The sequence below is a fragment of the Mycobacterium pseudoshottsii JCM 15466 genome (assembly GCF_003584745.1).
In the GTDB taxonomy this organism is placed as follows: domain Bacteria; phylum Actinomycetota; class Actinomycetes; order Mycobacteriales; family Mycobacteriaceae; genus Mycobacterium; species Mycobacterium marinum.
This window is the reverse complement of the sequence record NZ_AP018410.1, coordinates 5,607,754-5,623,276: the sequence shown is the minus strand read 5'-3', so window position 1 is coordinate 5,623,276 and position 15,523 is coordinate 5,607,754. Positions and strand designations below refer to the sequence as shown.

At 65.3% G+C, this 15,523-nt stretch carries 13 protein-coding genes and 2 pseudogenes; 3 read left to right on the top strand and 12 right to left on the bottom strand.

Going from position 1 to position 15,523, the window contains the following annotated elements:
- Positions 1-4: 4 nt before the first annotated feature.
- The 10 genes and pseudogenes from MPSD_RS25765 to MPSD_RS25715 form a co-directional block, all read right to left on the bottom strand.
- Complete coding sequence (locus tag MPSD_RS25765) at positions 5-1,639, bottom strand: PE family protein (protein WP_086085567.1); 1,635 nt, start codon at positions 1,637-1,639, stop codon at positions 5-7.
- 103 nt (positions 1,640-1,742) lie between these two features.
- Positions 1,743-2,681 (bottom strand): NHL repeat-containing protein, encoded by a 939-nt coding sequence (locus MPSD_RS25760; RefSeq protein WP_086085566.1) that lies wholly within the window; start codon positions 2,679-2,681, stop codon positions 1,743-1,745.
- 206 nt (positions 2,682-2,887) lie between these two features.
- On the bottom strand, positions 2,888-3,832 hold the full coding sequence (locus MPSD_RS25755) for an NHL repeat-containing protein (RefSeq protein ID WP_036426199.1): 945 nt from the start codon (positions 3,830-3,832) through the stop codon (positions 2,888-2,890).
- Between the two features lie 100 nt (positions 3,833-3,932).
- A pseudogene (locus MPSD_RS25750) lies at positions 3,933-4,103 on the bottom strand (nuclear transport factor 2 family protein); the annotation flags it as partial.
- Positions 4,104-4,124: 21 nt separating this feature from the next.
- Positions 4,125-5,327 (bottom strand): ISAs1-like element IS2404/ISMul1 family transposase, encoded by a 1,203-nt coding sequence (locus MPSD_RS25745; protein WP_420811934.1) that lies wholly within the window; start codon positions 5,325-5,327, stop codon positions 4,125-4,127.
- 143 nt (positions 5,328-5,470) lie between these two features.
- A pseudogene (locus MPSD_RS25735) lies at positions 5,471-5,719 on the bottom strand (nuclear transport factor 2 family protein); the annotation flags it as partial.
- Positions 5,716-6,597, bottom strand: a complete 882-nt coding sequence (locus tag MPSD_RS25730) for a TIGR03619 family F420-dependent LLM class oxidoreductase (RefSeq protein ID WP_086085377.1) — start codon at positions 6,595-6,597, stop codon at positions 5,716-5,718. The gene MPSD_RS25730 and the pseudogene MPSD_RS25735, both read right to left, overlap by 4 nt.
- Before the next feature lie 5 nt (positions 6,598-6,602).
- Entirely contained in the window at positions 6,603-7,781 is a 1,179-nt protein-coding gene (locus tag MPSD_RS25725; protein ID WP_086085378.1) for a thiolase domain-containing protein, read from the bottom strand.
- Positions 7,781-8,842 carry a thiolase domain-containing protein gene (locus tag MPSD_RS25720; protein WP_086085379.1) on the bottom strand — a complete coding sequence of 354 codons (1,062 nt, stop codon included), beginning with the start codon at positions 8,840-8,842 and terminating at the stop codon, positions 7,781-7,783. The genes MPSD_RS25725 and MPSD_RS25720 overlap by 1 nt, the downstream gene beginning before the upstream one ends.
- Before the next feature lie 15 nt (positions 8,843-8,857).
- Positions 8,858-9,847 (bottom strand): Zn-ribbon domain-containing OB-fold protein, encoded by a 990-nt coding sequence (locus MPSD_RS25715; RefSeq protein WP_086085380.1) that lies wholly within the window; start codon positions 9,845-9,847, stop codon positions 8,858-8,860.
- Between the two features lie 130 nt (positions 9,848-9,977).
- Between MPSD_RS25715 and MPSD_RS25710 the strand changes: the two genes are divergently transcribed.
- Complete coding sequence (locus MPSD_RS25710) at positions 9,978-10,955, top strand: LLM class F420-dependent oxidoreductase (RefSeq protein WP_020785747.1); 978 nt, start codon at positions 9,978-9,980, stop codon at positions 10,953-10,955.
- 60 nt (positions 10,956-11,015) lie between these two features.
- On the opposite strand, the gene MPSD_RS25705 is transcribed toward MPSD_RS25710, so the two are convergent.
- Positions 11,016-11,726: an acetoacetate decarboxylase family protein gene (locus tag MPSD_RS25705; protein WP_086085381.1), complete on the bottom strand. Its 711-nt coding sequence runs from the start codon at positions 11,724-11,726 to the stop codon at positions 11,016-11,018.
- Positions 11,727-11,755: 29 nt separating this feature from the next.
- Here MPSD_RS25705 and MPSD_RS25700 point away from each other — a divergent pair, with 29 nt between their 5' ends.
- The gene (locus tag MPSD_RS25700) at positions 11,756-12,961 is read left to right on the top strand and encodes a cytochrome P450 (protein ID WP_086085388.1); all 1,206 of its coding nucleotides are present in this window, start codon (positions 11,756-11,758) and stop codon (positions 12,959-12,961) included.
- A 17-nt stretch (positions 12,962-12,978) separates the two neighbouring features.
- On the opposite strand, the gene MPSD_RS25695 is transcribed toward MPSD_RS25700, so the two are convergent.
- Positions 12,979-13,821: a crotonase/enoyl-CoA hydratase family protein gene (locus tag MPSD_RS25695; protein ID WP_015357366.1), complete on the bottom strand. Its 843-nt coding sequence runs from the start codon at positions 13,819-13,821 to the stop codon at positions 12,979-12,981.
- Between the two features lie 46 nt (positions 13,822-13,867).
- Between MPSD_RS25695 and MPSD_RS25690 the strand changes: the two genes are divergently transcribed.
- Positions 13,868-15,520, top strand: a complete 1,653-nt coding sequence (locus MPSD_RS25690) for an acyl-CoA synthetase (RefSeq protein WP_020785751.1) — start codon at positions 13,868-13,870, stop codon at positions 15,518-15,520.
- Positions 15,521-15,523: the final 3 nt, after the last annotated feature.

The window sequence follows — 15,523 nt, the reverse complement described above, 5'->3', positions numbered from 1 at the left end:
CCGGTTAGTTCAGCCCCGGTGTCCCGTTGAGGCCGGCCAACAGGCCACCGGCCCCGGCCGCGCCGGCGTTGCCGTTATCCGGTTGGCCCGACCCGCCATTGCCACCGTTGCCACCGTTGCCGATCAACTGTGCGTTGCCGCCGGCCCCGCCGGTGCCGCCGGTGCTCCCAGGCTGCAGGGCCTGCCCACCGGCGCCGCCCGAACCACCGGAGCCGATCAGCCCGGCCTTGCCGCCATTGCCGCCGTCCCCGCCGGCATTGCCGGACAGCGCGGTAATCCCGCCGGCACCGCCGGCACCGCCGTCGCCGACAAGTGCACCGCCGGCACCGCCGTTGCCGCCGGCACCGCCAATCAGGTCACCGAACCCGCCGACACCGCCCGCGCCACCGGCGCCGACCAGCCAGGCAGCGCCGCCGGCGCCACCGGTCCCGGCGATGTTGACCGAGTCTCCGCCGGTCCCGCCGGCGCCACCGTCACCGAACACGCAAGACTGGCCGCCGGCCCCACCCATCCCGCCACCGGTCCCGAGCGAATTCCCGCCGGTGCCGCCCACCCCACCATTACCGGCGAACAACGCGCCGGCGCCACCGGCGCCGCCGGCACCGCCAGATCCGGCGTTGGCGTTTATCGCACTTCCGCCGTGGCCGCCGGCCCCGCCGGCACCGAAGACCAAGCCCGCGGCACCGCCGGCCCCGCCCGCGCCGCCGACCCCGTCGACCCCGGCGTCGTTGTCCAGTAGATTCCCGCCGATTCCACCGACCCCGCCGTCGCCGAACAGCCATCCGCCGCCGCCACCGACGCCGCCGTCACCGCCCGCCCCTCCGCCCGCCAGGGAGAGCCCGCCGGCGCCGCCCGCGCCGCCAGTGCCGAACAGTCCGGCATGGCCGCCGTCCCCACCGGTGCCGGCAACCAGCTGGGCGACGCCACCGGCCCCGCCGGCCCCGCCGGTGCCGAACAGCATGCCGCCGAGGCCACCGGCCCCGCCTGCCCCACCGTTGGCCGTCAATGAGCCTCCGACCGCGGTGCCGTCGGCGCCACCCGCGCCGCCAGCGCCTCCTGTTCCGAAAAGTCCTGCGGCGCTGCCGATCCCGCCAGCACCGCCGGTTCCGGAGTTGGCGCTACCGCCGGCGCCGCCGGCTCCGGCGGTGCCCCAGAGCAGCCCCGCCGCACCGCCGTTTCCGCCCACCGAGCCGGCCGCGCCGGACCCGCCGCTGCCGCCATTGCCGATCAATATCCCACCGTCGCCACCGTTTGCGCCCGTGCCCGGCGCGCCGTTAGCGCCGTTGCCGATGAGCGGGCGCCCCAATAGCGTCTGGGCGGGTGCGTTCACCGTGTTCAGCAGGTCGTGAGCGAGCGAGACGTTGGTGGCCTCGGCGCTGGCATAGGACGTCGCGGCCGCGCGCAGGTTGCCCACGAACTCGTCGTGAAACCTCGCGGCCGCGATGCCGAGCGTTTGATACGTCTGGCCGTAACAGGCGAACAATGTCGCAACTGCTAACGAGATCTCGTCACCGGCCGCGGGCGCAAGCTGGGTGGTGGCGAATTCCGCCAGTCTGTTGGCTTCGCGGATCAGTGACCCGATGGTCAGCGCCTTGTCGCTCGTCGTTGCCAGGATCGCCGGGCTGACAACGACCGCCATGATTTACCTCCTGCGCCTGCAACGAGTATCACAGATGCGGTTGGTACAGGACGCCAATTCGCGCGGTGCGTGGCTAATGGGCTTTGTAGGCCAATCGAATTCGTCAGCGAGCGTGGCGGCTGTTGGACTGCGCAGGCAGTTTCAGCACCCGGTCGCGATAGTCGATGACATAGACCGACCCCTGACTATCGACTGCCACGTCGGTCGGGGCAAAGAGATCCTTGAAAGGCAGCACGGACTGTTCGTGTGTGGCGGCATCCATCCGCACCACCCGGTTGTTGTTCAGGTCGGCCACATAGACGTTGCCGCTCAGGTCCACGGTCACCCCAGCGGGGAAGTTGAGGCCGGTGAACGGGAGGTCCACCGGCTGTGTCGCGCCTGCGGCCAGCGCCACCACCCGGTTGTGTCCGCTGTCGGTGACATAGACGGTGTCGGCGTTGCCGGCTGCCACATCGTAGGGACGGTCAAGGCCGGTGAAACCCAGCTCGCTGGGTGTGCTCGAGCCAGCGGGCAGTTTCAGCACGTTGTTGTTGACGTGGTCGACGACGTAGCAGGTGTCCGCGCTGTCAAAGGCCAAGCCGTGTGGGTCGGCAAGGCCCGTGAACGGGAGCTCGATCGGGATGGTGGAGTCGGGCGGAACCTTCAGTACCCGGTTGGTAGCTGCGTCTATCACATAGACGGCATTGTGACGGTCCACCGCTACGCCGCCCGGAACTATCTTGGCCGAGATCGGAAACGCCGACGGGGTGTTGGATCCGGCAGGCAGCTTCTGCACCAGCATATTGCCCGAGTCGGCGACGTAGACCGTATCGAAACTGTCCAGGGCGACCCCGTCCGGATCTGCCAGGTGGAAATGCAGCTTGATCTGGGCGGGTTGGTCGGCGGCGGTGGATAGGTCGACCCGTTTGACCGGCGCTTGGCCCGATGGCTTGAAGATCAGGTAGCCGGTGACCGCGAGAATCGCGACGACGACTATCGCGCCACCGGTAATCGCCAGCTTTCGCCACTTGCGTGGCGACGCCCCGAATCCGACACCCGCCATCTGCCGACTCCTTCGCCTCCTCCGGTCATCGCAACGCCAAGACAGTACCCGATCGGCATGCCCGGTGCGATGTGTGAGCTGGGTCGCAGGCGCTAGCTGGTCCAGGCCAGGCGCCGTATCGCGACCTTGCCGCGCGGCATCGGGCGGGGCTGGAACCGATTCGGATCGATGCCGTAGTCAACGGCATTGCCGACCAGTCGAATTCGTCAGGGCTCATGGTGGCTGTTGGACTGTGCGGGCAGTTTCAGCACCCGGTCGTGGTAGTCGATCACATAGACAGAACCGTGGTTGTCCACCGCGACGTCGGTCGGGGAAAAGAGATCGTCGAAAGGCAGGACGGTCTGTTCGTGCGTAGCGGCATCCAGCCGCACCACCCGGTTGTTGTTCAGGTCGGCCACATAGATGTTGCCGTTGAGATCCACCGCTACGCCAGCCGGGAAATTGAGGCCGGTGAACGGGAGTTCTACCGGCTGTGTCGCACCCGTGGCCAGCGCCAATACCCGGTTGTGGCCGCTGTCGGTGACATAGACGGTACCGACGTTGTTTGCTGCCACATCGTAGGGACGGTCCAGGCCGGTGAAGCCGAGTTCGCTGGGGGTGGTCGAGCCCGCGGGCAGTTTCAGCACGTTGTTGTTGACGTGGTCGACGACGTAGCAGGTGTCGACGCTGTCGAAGGCCAAACCGTGTGGGTCGGCAAGGCCCGTGAACGGGAGTTCGACCGGGGTTGTGGAGCCGGCCGGCACCTTCAATACCCGGTTGGCGGCTTCATCGATCACATAGACGACGTCGTGGCGGTCGACCGCAACACCGCCCGGCGTTATCGGCTCGCCGATCCGAACCGTGACCGGTTTGCTGGATCCGGTGGTGAGTTTCTGCACCAGCCTATTGCCCGAGTCGGCGACGTACACCGTGTCGAGACTGTCCACGGCCACCGCAGCGGGGCCGGACGGGTTGAAATGCAGGGTGGTCTGGGTGGGTTGGGCCGCGACACTGGCGGCCGACCGGTCGAGCTGATCGGAGGGCGTTTTGCCGGATGGTTTGACGATCAAATAGGCGCTGACAGCGAGAATCGCCACGACTATTACCGCGCCACCGGCCATCGCGGCTCTTGCCCATTTCCGCGGCGACATTCTGAACCCGACACCCGCCATGGGGCGACTCCTTCACCACCTTCGGTGATCGCAACCCCAAGACCGTACCTCAGTCGGCATACCCGGTGCGATGCCTAAATGGGGGCGCTGGCGCGGCCGGCTAAGCCTTTCTGGTGGTCGCGGCGGCCCGGTCCATCTCCCAGTAGGCGCGCAGGGCCACCAATTGTCCCGCGTCGTTGGCCTTGTAGGTGAACACACCTTCCGCCGTGACCTGGTAGTCACCGGTGGTGATCAGGATGTGGCCGACGTTGGCCTCCTCGTTGCCGCACTGGCAGGGCTCCGGCGTTGTTGATTAGCAGGCTTGTGAGCTGGGGAATTGTGGATTGAGGAGGTCTAGGCGGCGGTTGGCGGTCAAAGCGGTGATCCGGCAGGCTTCGGCGATGTTGTCGGCGCCGTTGAGGCGGTGCAGATTGATCGCGGTGTTGCGTAGCGTTGCTAGGACCTGTGCGCCGTTTCCGGTATGTGCCCTTTGACGGTCTTCGTCGAAGGTGACGTCGCGTATCCAGTGCAGGCTGTTCTCGATTCCCCAGTGTTGACGCATCCAGGTCATGATCGCGGTAGGGCGGGCGTGCTCGAACGGCAGGCTGCAGATGGCATAGACCACCTCCACGCTGCGCTGGTCGGTGGCGGTGATCAAGCGTTCACGAGTGATCCGGATGATTTGTTTTGCGTAGGGGAAGCCGATTCCTCGTGCAGCGGTGATGATTTGCAGGGTGCGGGTCTCGACACGGCCGTGGCCGCGGGAGTCGTCGGTAGCGGCTGTGGGCACCTCGGCCCAGGGCAGCGCGGTGATACGCGCAAGTATTTTGGCTTGGTTGGACTTGACGATCATCAGGTAGTGCGACTTCAAGGTGGCGCAGATCAACTTCGCGGTGACGACCTGGGTATGCATCGCATCCACGGTGACCAGCCACCGCAAGCTACCCGGCAGCAGCGTGAGCAGGGCACGTACGCAGGGAATTTCATTGCTTTTCTCGGCGACAGCGAGTTGACCGAGCACCAATCGGGCACGGTGGGCGAACACCGACACGAGATGCGTGGCTGTCGCTTTGGCGCGTAAAGCACCACGCAGCATCTTGCCGTCCAACGCGATCGGCACCAATCCACTGGGGTCGCTGCTGGCCACGTGTGCAGTGAAGTAACTGCCCATCCTGGCGTTGAGGTCGGCGGGGTCTAGCCGAGACAAAACAGCGCGGAAGGTCTTCTCACTGGGCCGCCGGAACCGGACCCCTAATTGGGCCAACACATCATCGGGAGCGGTGGCCGCCCATGTGGCAAAACCAGCATAGCCGCGCATCCCCGCGGCAGTGGCCAGAACCGCGATCGCCAACAAAGCCATCAGCGAATACCTCCGACCGCGTGGGCCCCTCGGGTCTGGCACCGAGGCCAACACATCGAGAAACTCCGATCCGATGAGCTCGCTGCGCTCACCAGGACTCCAGCGGTCGAACACCTCTGGAACCGACGACACACGCAATACTGAAACGGTAGGCACGGGCAACTCCAGACCAACGACGAACAGTAACCAACTCGATCGTTCTCCAGATAGCCCGTGCCTACACTCCGGCCCCAATAGCGCGGCACCAAAGATCATCAACCCAGCTCACAAGCCTGCTAATCAACAACGCCGGAGCCCTGGCCGCACTGGTAAGTGTCGCGGAAGAAAAACTCGATTCTGGTGGTGGGCTCGGTCGCCTTGTCCCAAAAGGCTGATATCGCGGCACGGCCCCGGTGACCTTTTCCCTCGGGATCGAAGGCGGACGGGCCGATGGGGTCTTCGACGACCGCGTCGTCGGCGAACACTGCCAGCCAGGCTTGCTTGTTGCGGGCCGTGACCGCTTCCCGGGATCTGCGGCCGGCTTCGTGAGCGGGATGTGTGGAACTCACGCGGCTTGCCACCCGGAGTGGATATACGTATCGGCAAAGCGCTTCATCGAGTCCTGCTTCTTGCCCAGCGGCGCGTCGAACCCCAAGCCGTCAAAGACCCACGGTATGACGATGTTGTCGGTCACCTCGGCCTCGGCGAGCTCGCGGTGGCCCTGCACTCCGAACTTGTCGATGCACACCGCCTGAAACTCGAATGGTTGCTCGGCTCGCCCATATTCGGCGCGCAGTTGGTTGAGCTTTCCGATGGTTTCGGCCAGCTGCTCACCGGTCATCATCGCGCTGGTCCAGCCGTCGCCGATGCGGGCTGCGCGACGCAGCGCCACGTCGGTATGCCCACCGACGTAAAACGGCACCGGCTCACTGGGGGCCGGGCTCATTTGCAGGCGATCGAAATCGTAGAACTGGCCATGGAACTCGACCATGCCGCCACCGAGCACCAGCTTGATCACGTCGATCATCTCGTCGACTCGCGCGCCGCGGCGCCGGTACGGAACACCGCACCACTCGAACTCTTCCGGCGCCCAGCCGATCCCGACACCGAAGCCGAAGCGGTTGTTGGTCAGGTTGGCCACCGAGCCGACCTGACGGGCCAGCAGCAGCGGATTGCGGGACCCGAGCTTGAGCACATTGGTGTAGAAGCGCAGCTTCGAAGTGGCCGCCCCCATCGCGGCGGCCGCGATCAGGGGATCTACCCACGGTGTGTCCTGGTTCCACATCCGCGAACCGTCGGGGGTGTAGGGATAGTCGGCGGCGGCCTTCTCCATGTAGAACAGGGAATCCGGCAACGCGATCGAGTCGAATCCGACTTCCTCGGCGGTCTTGGCGATGCCGATCAGCTCATCGATCGGGCCCATCGCGATGCTGACGGTGTATTTCATCGGACTCATGGCTTGTCGGCCCCCACCACCCACATGGAGTAATACTGCGAGCCGCCGCCGTATGCGTGACCCAGGGCTTTCCGGGCATTGGGCACTTGGTGATCGCCGCCCTTGCCCATCACCTGGATAGCCGCCTCGGCGAAACGAATCAACCCCGAGGCGCCGATGGGGTTGGATGAGAGCACGCCGCCGGACGGGTTCACCGGCAACCGCCCGCCGATCGCGGTCTCACCGGCCTCGGTGAGCTTCCAGCCCTCGCCCTCGGGCATAAACCCAAGGTTTTCCAACCACATTGGTTCGAACCAGGAGAACGGGACATAGATCTCGGCGGCATCGATCTCATCGATCGGACTGGTGATTCCGGCCGCTTTCCACAGCGCCGCGGCCGCGTCACGGCCGGCCTGGGGGCTGACTTGGTCGCGTCCGGAGTATGCCAGCGGTTCGGTGCGCAGTGCGGTCGCGTGGATCCATGCCACCGGGTGCCCATCGGCAACGCGCGCATCGGCGATTTCCTCATTGCCGATCACCACGGCGCAGGCGCCGTCCGACGACGGGCAGGTCTCGTCGTAGCGGATCGGGTCCCACAACATCGGTGATTGCATCACCTTGTCGAGGGTGATGTCCGGCTGCTGTAGATGTGCGAGCGGGTTGCGGCTGCCGTTGAGCCGGTCCTTCACCGCGACCATTGCGCCGATGTTCGACGGAGCTCCGGAGCGGCGGATGTAGGCGCGCACGTGTGGGGCGAAATAGCCGCCGGCGCCGGCGCCGACCGGTTTGATGAAGGGAATCGGAATCGACAAGGCCCACATGGCGTTGGACTCCGACTGCTTCTCCCACGCCATCGCCAGCACGCGGCGATACTTGCCGGACTGGACCAGGCTGGCCGCCACCACACCGGTGTACCCGCCCACCGAGCCCGCCGTGTGCACCCGGATCAGCGGCTTGCCGCTGGCGCCCATGGCATCGGCCATGAACAGCTCCGGCATCATCACGCCCTCGAAGAAATCGGGCGCCTTACCGACCACGACGGCGTCGATGTCGTCGAACGTCGACCCGGAATCTTGCAGCGCCCGATCGATAGCCTCGCGCACCAGGCCGTTCATCGAGACATCTTGGCGCTTGGCGACATACTTGGTCTGCCCGGTACCCAGTACCGCGGCCAGCTGTGCTCGGGCTCCGGCCATCAGTTGTTCCCTTCCATGACCGCGACCAAGTTCTGTTGCAGCGCTGGCCCGCTGGTGGCGTGTGCTAGCACGCGACCGGCTGAACCGTCCCAAATGTGTCGCGCCGCAAAGCCGATGCGTTCGAGGCCGGCGACAAACATCGGGTTGGCCGCCAGCGCTCCGCCGGACGGGTTGACTTTCGTCTTGTCGGTGAGCCCGATCGCCTCGGCGATGATCAGATGCTGGTGGGTGAACGGGGCGTGGATCTCGGCGACGTCGATGCCGGTGTCACCGCCGCTGGCCGCCTTGGCTGAGACGGCGGTGGACGGCGAGACGGTCGGGTCGCGCACGCCCAGCGACGGCGATTCGATGCGGTGCTCGAAACCCGTTATCCACGCTGGCGATTCGCGTAGCTCCCGAGCGCGATCATCGGCGGCCAGGACGATCGCGGCCGCGCCGTCGGTGATCGGCGCGATGTCGTGCCGTCGCAGCGGGTCGTTGAAGAACGGGCGGGCGAGCAGCTCGTCGATGCTCTTGGCCGGCTTCTCGGAGTCGTTTCGTTGCGAGCGGGCGAACGAGTCGAGGGCGACCTGAGCCATTTGCTCGTGGGTCCACTTGCCGGAATCCAGGCCGAGGCGGGCCTGCAATCCCGCCATCGACACCGAGTCCGGCCACAGTGGCGCAACGGTGTAGGGATCGGTCTGCCTCGACAGGATCTGGCGCAGGATGCCCGCCGAGGACTTGCCGAAGCCGTAGACCAGCGCGGTGTCGACCTCGCCGGTCAGGATCTTGATGTAAGCCTCGAAAAGCGCCCAGGCCGCATCCATCTCCACGTGGGATTCATTGATCGGCGGCACGGCGCCGATCGAATCGATCGCAGAGATAAACGAAAATGCTCTTCCGGCTAGGTAATCCGAGGATCCCGAACACCAGAAGCCAATGTCGGACTGGGTGATGCCCAGATCCTCATACAGCTGCGCGAAGCAGGGCATCAGCATTTCGACGCCGTTGGTGGTGCCGTCGGTGCGGCGGACATGCGGGGCGTGGGCAAAGCCGACGACCGCGACATTGCGATCACTCATGTGTGGGTGAGCCCTTTACAGGTGGTGTTTGTAGGTGTCATAGTCGGCGTCCGGTTCCCCGGTCGGCCGGAAATACTCGATGTTGTCGATGCCGAATCCCCACTCCTCGCGGGGCTTCCACACCGCCTCGACGCGCATACCCATCCGCACTTCGTTGGCGTCGATGTCGGCGACCAGGTGCAGGAACGGAATGTCGGCGCCGTCGAGCAGCACGTAGGCCGCGACGTAGGGCGGCTTGATGCGCTGACCCTGGAACGGGATATTGATGATCGCGAACGTGGTCACCGTGCCCTGGTCCGGCAGTTCGACGAACTCGGTGGTCGGCTGGCCGGTGGCCGGATCGGCCCCGTGCGGCGGGAAGTAAACCTTCCCCTTCGCGCCGGTCCTCGCGCCGAGCAGTTTTCCTTCGGCGATGGCCCTGAGGTAGGCGCTTTCCTCGTGTGAGGCGGTGTGCTGAATCGTCAGCGACACCGGCGTGACGATCATCTTGACCGGATCCTGCTCACTCGGTTCTCCGGGCGGCTCGGCGTCCTCGCCCAGCTTGAAATAGGCGATGTCGGTGATGGCGCCCACCGTCTCGTCGGCCCAGTGCACGTGGACCCTGGCGCCGGTCTTGATCTTGTCCGGCCCGCCCGCATCGACGGCGTGCAGCAGCGGGGTGTCCGCGCCGTCGAGCTTGATCAGTGCCCAGGCGAACGGGCGGTCCAGCGGCTGCCCCGGTAGCGGCTCCGGCTGCCAGGTCCAGGACGCGACTGTGCCGACGGCCGACACCGGTACCATTTCGCCCAACGGTTCGTAGGTGACCGGGTCATACTCCGCCGGCGGCACGTGCACCCTGCCGTCGGATCCACGGACTCCCAGAATCTGGCGCTCGCGCAACGCGGTGAAGAACTCACCGAGGGTGGGACCTACCGAACGGGTGTAGTCGAAGGACAACGTCAACGGCGCGGAGAGGGGCGGCTCAGGGTGATCGATCAGGGTCGGGCCGCTCGAACTGGCTGTCACGCCTTCGAGTAGAACAGGTTCTAAGAACGGTTTCAACTAGGGCTTTCTTGGGGCCCTGAGAGAGGCAGCGATGAAGCTCGGATTGCAGCTGGGGTATTGAGGCGCGCAGCCCCCCGAGAACGCTGGGGAGTTGGTCGCCGCGGCCGAGGAAGCCGGATTCGATGCCGTCTTCACCGCCGAGGCGTGGGGCTCGGACGCCTACACACCCTTGGCCTGGTGGGGTTCCTCGACCCAGCGGCTGCGGCTGGGCACCTCGGTGATCCAGCTCTCCGCGCGTACTCCGACCGCATGCGCGATGGCGGCGCTGACCCTCGACCACCTCAGTGGTGGCAGGCACATTCTGGGATTGGGCGTGTCCGGTCCCCAGGTGGTGGAGGGCTGGTATGGGCAGCGGTTCCCCAAACCACTGGCCCGCACCCGTGAATACGTCGACATCCTGCGCCAGGTGTGGGCCCGGGAAGGGGTGGTGACCAGCGACGGCCCGCACTACCCGCTGCCGCTGACGGGTGCCGGGACAACCGGCCTGGGTAAGGCGCTCAAGCCCATCACCCACCCATTGCGTGCGGATATCCCGATCATGCTGGGTGCCGAGGGGCCGAAGAACGTCGCACTGGCCGCGGAGATCTGTGACGGCTGGTTGCCCATCTTCTACACGCCCCGGATGGCCGACATGTACAACGAATGGCTGGACGAGGGATTCGCCCGCCCCGGCGCCCGGCGCAGCCGCGCGGACTTCGAGATCTGTGCGACGGCGCAGATAGTGGTCACCGAGGACCGGCCGGCGACGTTCGCCGCCATCAAACCGTTCGTGGCTCTCTACATGGGGGGAATGGGAGCCGAGGGCACCAACTTCCACGCCGACGTCTACCGCCGGATGGGCTACGCGGAAGTGGTCGACGACGTCACCAAATTGTTCCGGTCCAACCGCAAGGACGAGGCCGCCGAGATCATCCCCGACGAGCTGGTCGATGACGCCGTGATCGTCGGCGACGCCGACTACGTGCGTAAGCAGATCGAGGTCTGGGAAGCCGCCGGTGTCACCATGATGGTGGTCAGCGCCCGCAGCGTTGAGCAGGTCCGCGAGCTCGCCGGACTTGTTGGAGGCTGATCCACGCGGTTCTTGCCAGGTGATTAGAACACGTTCTAGATTGGCCCGGTGGGGTTGACTTCAGATGGCGTGCGCGTCGCCGAACGTCATCTCCACATTGGCTGCCGATTGGGAAACCAGCGCACGCTTGGGCAGCCCCAGCGAAGCAAGTTCCCTGGCGTAGGGGTGCTCACCCAGATGCAGACGTGTACCGCCCAGCCGGGCGCGCATTCCGGTGATTCGCGTTTCCCACGGAATCTCCCGGGTGACCCCGTCCTGGTGAGAGTAGGTCTGGAGCACCTGCGCGCCCCGGGTGGGCACCGCAACGCCGTTGCTGAATTCGATGCCGGCGATCAGCTGCCCGTCCGCGCTGACATCGAAGCTGAACTTCTTGCCCTCGCGGACGTTGAAGTCCGCCATGATCTTCGGGAAGCCCCAGATGGTGCGCCCGGCCTCGAGGGTGAACGACTGGTCGACCGGCAGGTGGTGGATGAACGCCGCGGCCTTGGCCAGCGCTCGCGGTCCACGTGTTTGGACGCCCGGCGGATTCACCATGACCGCGGTGCCGTACTCGTGGTACCGGCCGAGGTCTCCGTCGACATAGCGCACCAGCATCTGCATCACCATCGCCTTGCCGGGCAGGTATTCGCACACCCGCAGCCCGCTGTAGTCGATGAGCTGTTGTGCCGCCACGGCGGGAACCGAGAACATCGCGGAGTGCAGATTGGCTGTGCGGATGCGCACCGGCATGGTGAGCACAGTGCCGGCGATGGTGTGTTGAGAGACGGGCATAAGGCTCACTGTAATGCGGAGGAATGGCGATGACTAAGCCGTTGATCAAACCCGACGTCGACCTGACCGACGGCAACTTCTACGCCAGTAGGCAAGCGCGAGAGGCATATCGGTGGATGCGGGCCAATCAGCCCGTCTTCCGTGACCGCAACGGTCTGGCTGCCGCGTCCACCTATCAGGCCGTGATCGATGCCGAGCGGCAGCCCGAACTGTTCTCTAACGCCGGCGGCATCCGTCCCGATCAGGACGCGCTGCCGATGATGATCGACATGGACGACCCGGCACATCTGTTGCGGCGCAAGCTGGTTAACGCGGGTTTTACCCGCAAGCGGGTCAAAGACAAAGAGCACTCGATCGCCCAGCTGTGCGACACGCTAATCGACGCGGTTTGTGAGCGCGGAGAATGCGACTTCGTGCGGGACCTGGCCGCGCCGCTGCCGATGGCGGTCATCGGTGACATGCTCGGGGTGCTCCCCGAACAGCGAGAGATGTTCCTGAGGTGGTCAGACGATCTGGTGACATTCCTCAGTTCCCATGTGTCACAAGAGGATTTCCAGGTCACCATCGACGCCTTCGCCGCCTACAACGACTTCACCCGGGCGACCATCGCGCCGCGCCGCGCCGAGCCTACCGACGACCTGGTCAGCGTGTTGGTCAGTTCGGAAGTCGACGGTGAGCGGCTGAGCGACGACGAACTGGTCATGGAGACGCTGCTGATTCTGATCGGCGGCGACGAGACGACCAGGCACACGCTAAGCGGCGGAAGCGAGCAACTGTTGCGCAACCGCGACCAGTGGGACCTGCTGCAAAGCGACCGAGAGTTGCTGCCGGGCGCCATCGAAGAGATGCTGCGCTGGACCGCGCCGGTGAAAAACATGTGCCGAATGCTGACCGCGGACACCGAGTTTCACGGGACCGCGTTGAGCGAGGGCGAAAAGATCATGCTGCTGTTCGAGTCGGCCAATTTCGACGAGGCGGTGTTCACCGACCCGGAGAAGCTCGACATCCAGCGAAACCCGAACAGCCATTTGGCTTTCGGCTTCGGTACCCACTTCTGCATGGGCAATCAGCTGGCCCGGTTGGAGCTGTCGTTGATGACCGCTCGGGTGGTGCAGCGGCTGCCTGACTTGAGGCTGGCCGATCAGGATTCGCGGTTGCCGCTGCGGCCGGCGAACTTTGTCAGCGGCTTGGAGTCCATGCCGGTCGTCTTCACTCCCAGCCGGCCACTGAGCTGAGCACGCCGAGCGGGAGATCAGCGGTTCTGGAAGTTGGGTTTGCGCTTCTGCGCGAACGCCTGCGGACCTTCTTTGGCGTCGTCGGACAAGAACACCTCGATGCCGATCCGAGTGTCGATCTTGAACGCCTCGTTCTCGTGCATGCCCTCGGTTTCGCGGATGGTGCGCAGGATCGCCTGGACCGCAAGAGGCCCGTTGGCCGCGATGATCTCCGCAATTTCCAGCGCCTTGGTCAGCGCCTGGCCGTCGGGCACGACGTGGCCCACCAGCCCCATCTCCTTGGCCTCCGCGGCAGTGATGTGCCGTCCGGTCAGCAGCAGATCGCAGGCCACCGTGTAGGGGATCTGGCGGACCAGCCGCACCGCCGAGCCGCCCATCGGGTACAGGCTCCACTCGGCCTCCGAGATGCCGAACTTGGCGCTCTCGGCGGCGACGCGAATGTCGGTACCTTGCAGAATCTCGGTTCCGCCGGCTATCGCGGGGCCCTCGACGGCGGCGATCAGCGGCTTTTTCAGCCGGCGGCCCTTCAACAGCGCGTCGATGCGCGACGGGTCGTAGCTGCCGTCCTTGAATGAGTCGCCCGGCGGCTTCTTGGTCGCCGCCTTGAGGTCCATCCCAGCGCAGAAGTAGCCGCCCGCGCCGGTCAGGATGCAGCAGCGGATGTCGGGATCGTTGTCGACGCGATCCCAGGCCTCGACCATGATTTGCATCATTTCGCCACTAAGCGCGTTACGTCGGGACGGGCGATTCATCGTCACGATCAGGGTGTGCCCGCGCTGCTCCACCAGCGCGTCTGGTCCGGACTCCCCGTTTGCTGGCGTCTCGGAAGTATTCGGGGCCACGAGCACCGCCTTTCGCATGGCATCGGGCATTCGCTTGTCAAGAAATGTAACACGTTCTAGTTTGGTGGCCGTGGCCCTGAATATTGCCGATCTAGCCGAGCACGCCATCGACGCTGTGCCTGACCGTGTAGCCCTCATCTGCGGCGATGAGCAGCTGACCTATGCCCAGCTGGAGGAAAAAGCCAATCGACTGGCGCACCACCTCATCGACCAGGGGGTGCGCAAGGGCGACAAGGTCGGCCTTTACTGCCGAAACCGCATCGAGATTGTCATCGCGATGCTCGGCATCATCAAAGCGGGCGCCATTTTGATCAACGTCAACTTCCGCTACGTCGAGGGGGAGCTGAAGTACCTGTTCGACAACTCCGACATGGTGGCGTTGGTCCACGGGCGTCAGTACGCGGACCGAGTCGCCAACGTGCTGCCGGACACCCCCAACGTCAAGACGATCCTGGTGGTGCAGGACGGTAGTGACAAGGACTACCAGCGTTACGGCGGTGTGGAGTTCTACTCGGCCATTGCCGACGGCTCGCCCGAGCGAGACTTCGCCGAGCTGCAGCGGGAGCGCAGCGCCGATGACATCTACATCCTCTACACCGGGGGTACCACTGGCTTCCCCAAGGGCGTGATGTGGCGTCACGAGGACATCTACCGGGTGCTGTTCGGCGGAACCGACTTCGCAACCGGCGAATTCATCAAGGACGAATACGATCTGGCCAAAGCCGCCGCCGCGAATCCGCCGATGATCCGCTACCCGATTCCGCCGATGATCCACGGCGCTACCCAGTCGGCTACCTGGATGTCGATCTTCTCCGGTCAAACCACCGTGCTGGCGCCGGAATTCGACGCGGACCAGGTGTGGCGCACCATCAGCGACCGCAAGGTCAATCTGCTGTTCTTCACCGGGGATGCGATGGCGCGTCCGCTGCTCGACGCGCTGATGAAGGACAACGATTACGACTTGTCGTCGTTGTTCCTGTTGGCCAGCACCGCGGCGCTGTTCTCGCCGAGCATCAAGGAGAAGCTGCTCGAGCTGCTGCCGAATCGGGTCATCACCGACTCAATTGGTTCGTCGGAGACCGGCTTTGGCGGCACCAGCATCGTGGGAGCCGGCCAGGCCACCACCGGTGGTCCGCGGGTGACCATCGACCATCGCACCGTGGTACTCGACGAGGAGGGCAACGAGGTCAAACCTGGCTCGGGGGTGCGCGGCATCATCGCCAAGAAGGGCAACATCCCGGTCGGCTACTACAAGGACGAGAAGAAGACCGCCGAGACCTTCAAGACCATCAACGGTGTTCGCTATGCGATCCCCGGCGACTACGCAATGGTCGAGGCGGACGGGACGGTCACCATGCTGGGACGCGGCTCGGTGTCGATCAACAGCGGCGGCGAGAAGATCTACCCCGAAGAGGTCGAGGCGGCGTTGAAGGGCCACCCCGATGTGTTCGACGCCCTGGTGGTCGGTGTGCCGGATCCGCGCTACGGCCAGCACGTGGCGGCCGTGGTGGCGCCCAGGCCGGGCTCTCGTCCGTCGTTGGCGGAGTTGGACGGCTTCGTGCGCAGCGCGATCGCGGGATACAAGGTGCCACGCAGCCTCTGGTTCGTCGACGAGGTCAAGCGTTCACCCGCGGGCAAGCCGGACTACCGCTGGGCCAAGGAGCAGACCGAGGCGCGGCCCGCCGACGATGTGCACGCCGCGCATGTGAGCGCATGATGC